Source organism: Actinomadura sp. NPDC048032, assembly GCF_040653175.1.
In the GTDB taxonomy this organism is placed as follows: Bacteria; Actinomycetota; Actinomycetes; order Streptosporangiales; family Streptosporangiaceae; genus Spirillospora; species Spirillospora verrucosospora.
Genome location: NZ_JBEZJP010000634.1, coordinates 1 through 3,259 on the forward strand (window position 1 = coordinate 1; position 3,259 = coordinate 3,259).

Sequence of the window (3,259 nt, forward strand, 5' to 3'; positions counted from 1 at the left end):
GGACCGGCTGACCATGCGGCGGCTGGCCGAGCGGCTCGGCACCGGTTCGACCACCCTGTACTGGCACCTGGACACCCTACCATGGTGCGGTGGACGCTCCCCGCACGCTGGCCCGCCTCCTGCCGGAGGCCGAGGCGATCACGGTGCTCACCGGCGCCGGCATCTCGACCGACAGCGGGATCCCCGACTTCCGCGGTCCGAACGGCGTCTGGACGCGCGACCCGTCGGCGGAGGCGATGTCCACGATCGGCTCCTACCTCGCCGATCCGGAGGTGCGGCGCCGCGCCTGGCGGGCCCGGCGCGACGCCCCCGTCTGGGAGGCCGAGCCGAACGCCGCGCACGCCGCGCTGGTCGAGCTGGAGCGGGCCGGACGGCTCCGCGCCCTGATCACCCAGAACATCGACGGCCTGCACCAGCGCGCCGGATCCTCCGAGCGCGCCGTCATCGAGATCCACGGGACCGCGCGCGAGGCCGTGTGCCTGTCCTGCGGGCTGCGCACCCCGATGCCGGAGATCATCGCGCGCGTCGAGGCCGGGGAGGCCGACCCGCTCTGCGCCGAGTGCGGCGGCATCCAGAAGTCCGCGACGATCTCCTTCGGCCAGGCCCTGGACCAGGACGTCCTCGACGCGGCGATCATCGCCGCGCGGTCCTGCGACCTGTTCCTGGCGGTCGGCACCTCGCTCACCGTGCAGCCCGCCGCCGGGCTGTGCCTGGAGGCGGTCGACCACGGCGCCCGGCTGGTGATCATCAACGCGGAGGAGACCCCGTACGATGGGCTGGCCGACGCGGTGCTGCGCCGGCCGATCGGCGAGACGCTGCCGCGCCTGGCCGGCCTCGCGCTCGGCACGGGGCGATGATCTGTTGGCGGGTCGTGACCGGTCGCCCCTTCCACTGGGGTCCGGATCCTGACAAGCTCTATCCGTCGCGGTGCGAGGAGGGATCGGGTTGAACAGCGGGGGCGCCCGCGCGGTGGCGGCCCACGGGTCGCCGGACGCGCCCGCCGTCGGCACGCCCGGCGGTGCGGAGCACGCGCGGAAGGCCCGCAGGTACGCGAGGTTGCGGCCCGGCGACCGCGTCGCGGTGGTCGCGCCCAGCGGCCCCGCCGACCCCGCGCGGCTGGAGGCGGGCTGCGCCGTCCTGCGCGACCTCGGCCTTGACGTCGTGGTCGGCAAGCACGCCCTCGACCGTGTCAACCTGGGCCCGGCGGGCCCGGTGCGCGGCGACTGGCACCGGCTGGCCGGAACCGACGCCGACCGCGCCGCCGACCTGCAGGCCGCCTGGTGCGACCCGCGGGTCCGCGCGGTGGTCTGCGCGCGGGGCGGCTACGGCGCCACCCGCGTCCTCGACCGTCTCGACTGGGACGCCCTGCGCGCCGCGACCGAGGCGTCCGCCGCCACCGGCGGCGGGCCGAAGATCCTGCACGGTTCCAGCGACATCACCGCGCTGCACGGCGCTTTTGGAACGCGCCTGCGGATCACGACGTCCTTCGGCCCCATGCCCGCGGGAGTGATCGCCGATCTCGACCCGGCGGCGCCGGACGCCTCCCTGGAGTCCCTGCGCACCGCCCTGTTCGGCGGCGCCGCGGCGTCGTCCGCGGCGTCATCGGGCTCGGCGCCCGCCGTGCTGCCCGGCACGCGCACGCTGCGGCCCGGGCGCGCGGAGGGCCCGCTGACCGGCGGCACCCTCTCGCTCCTGGCGGCGGTGCTCGGCACCCCGTACGCGCCGCCGCCCGCCGCGGGCCGCGTCGTCTTCCTGGAGGACGTGACCGAGGCGCCGTACCGGATCGACCGGATGCTCGTCCAGCTCCTCCAGGCCGGCTGGTTCGACGGCGCCGCCGGGTTCGCGCTCGGCTCCTGGAAGGACTGCGGCGACCCCGCCGAGCTCGACGCGGTGTTCGCCGCCAGGCTCGGCCCGCTCGGCGTCCCGATCCTCGCCGGCCTCTCCGCCGGGCACGGGCCGCACCAGCACACCCTGGAGCTCGGCGCCCCCGCCGCGCTGCACGCCCCGGCCCCGCCGGGCCACGACCCCGCACATCCGCACCCCGCCGTGCCGGACACCGGCGCGCTCACCCTCGAAGCGCCCCCGGGAGGTGCGCGATGAGCGGCCGCCACGCCCGTCCCGATCCGTGGGACGACGGGACCCTCGACTCCCTGCTCGTCCTCGTGGCCGAGAGCCTCGGCTACCGGTGCAGCCGGGTGCCGGGCGAGATCATGCTGCTGGAGGGCGCCAACAGGCTGCACGTCAGCCTGCGCGACCTGCGGCAGCTCGCGCGGCTGGTGCCGCGCGACGACTGGCCCGCGCTGGTCTCCGACCACGTGACCACGATCGTCACGGCGATCGAGGAGCCGCTGGACCTCAGCGACTTCGACCTCGCCCAGCACCTGCTGCGCACCCGCATCTACCCCGCGGAGGCCGACAACGGGGTGCTCGCGGCCCGGCCGTTCGCGCCCGGCCTGATCGAGGTGGTGGTGGTCGACACGCCCACCACCGTCCGGACGGTCACCACCGAGGAAATGGGCGGCTGGCCGGTGTCGGGCGACGCGCTGTTCATGCTCGGCCGCGCCAACGTCCGCGCCGACGGCCCGCTCCAGATGGACGAGCAGGACCTCGGCGGCGTCCGCGTCTCCGTCCTGCACGGCTGGACGTTCTACGCCGTCACGCACCTGGCGTGGCTGGAGGAGTACCTGCCGATCGGCCCGTACGGCGCGCTGGTCATCGCGCCCAACCGCAGCCTCATCGTCGCCCACCCGCTCCGGATCACCGAAGGCCACCCGAGGGCGCGCTACCGCGAGGCCGTGGCGGCGGCGACCGAGCTCCAGGCGCAGGCGCACCGCGCCTACGAGGAGGGTCCCGGCTCGCTCAGCCCCTCCCTGTACTGGTGGCGCGCCGGCGAGCTGACCCGCCTGGAGACCCGCTACGAGGGAGACACGCTGGTCCTGCCCGAGGAGTTCGCCTCCGTGATCGCGACGCTGGCGGCGGAGCGCTGATGAAGGTCGTCATCGCCCCCGACTCGTTCAAGGGAAGCCTGTCCGCCGCCCAGGTGTGCGCCGCCGTCGAGGCGGGCGTCCTGCGCGCCGCGCCCGACGCGCGGGTCGCCGCCGTGCCGATGGCCGACGGCGGCGAGGGCACCCTCGACTGCTTCCTCAGCGCCCGCGGCGGCGACGCGGTCGAGGTCGCCGCCACCGACCCGGTGGGGCGCCCGGTCAAGGCGCGCTACGCGCTGTCGGGCGACGGGCGCTCGGCGGTGGTGGAGCTGGCC

Annotated in this window: 4 protein-coding genes; all 4 read left to right on the forward strand. The window is 76.1% G+C overall.

Annotation, left to right across the window (positions count from 1 at the left end):
* Window positions 1–89: 89 nt before the first annotated feature.
* A complete protein-coding gene (locus AB0C69_RS40350; RefSeq protein WP_360361733.1) occupies window positions 90–857 on the forward strand; it encodes a Sir2 family NAD-dependent protein deacetylase in 768 nt (255 codons plus the stop codon).
* A gap of 88 nt (window positions 858–945) precedes the next feature.
* Window positions 946–2,100, forward strand: coding sequence for an LD-carboxypeptidase (locus AB0C69_RS40355; RefSeq protein ID WP_360361736.1), 1,155 nt, complete (start codon window positions 946–948; stop codon window positions 2,098–2,100).
* Window positions 2,097–2,987 (forward strand): hypothetical protein, encoded by an 891-nt coding sequence (locus tag AB0C69_RS40360; RefSeq protein WP_360361739.1) that lies wholly within the window; start codon window positions 2,097–2,099, stop codon window positions 2,985–2,987. Before AB0C69_RS40355 ends, AB0C69_RS40360 begins: the two co-directional genes overlap by 4 nt.
* On the forward strand, window positions 2,987–3,259 hold a 273-nt coding region (locus AB0C69_RS40365; protein ID WP_360361742.1), incomplete at its 3' end, for a glycerate kinase. The genes AB0C69_RS40360 and AB0C69_RS40365, both read left to right, overlap by 1 nt.

Excerpts from the sequence above, each read along its gene's own strand:
- AB0C69_RS40360 (WP_360361739.1), top strand. The coding sequence starts at position 2,097 with ATGAGCGGCCGCCACGCCCGTCCCGATCCGTGGGACGACGGGACCCTC.